The organism is Kistimonas ophiarachnellae (genome assembly GCF_057552235.1).
On record NZ_BAAJPA010000083.1, the window covers coordinates 1 to 333 of the forward strand.

Consider the following 333-nt stretch of genomic DNA (forward strand, 5'->3'; position numbering starts at 1 on the left):
ATTGGCGGCGGGCGTGAATGCCAGCTTGCTGATTTCTGCCGCAGCGATCACCTGGTTGGCCGTCACCGCTACCCCGTCCAGGGTCAGACTGCCAGCACCCGGCAGTTGGGTAATGGTCACTGAGTGCAGGCTGTCGCCCGTATCTACATCGCTGAAGTTAAAGTCTGCCGCCGTAAAGGTATGGCTGCCATCTTCGCTGATGGTCAGGGTGTCACTGGCGGCTGTAGGCGCATCGTTAACCGCCGTCACATCAAAGGTCAGGGTGTGTTCTGCGCTGTTGGCGCTGCTATCGCTGACCGTGAACTTCAGGTCGGCATAACTGGCGCCATTGGC

Annotated in this window: 1 protein-coding gene; it reads right to left on the reverse strand. The window is 59.5% G+C overall.

The genetic code is table 11. The annotated features are described in order from the left end of the window. The coding region (locus AC27K1_RS21735) for an Ig-like domain-containing protein (protein ID WP_487152890.1) at positions 1-333 on the reverse strand (333 nt) is incomplete at both ends.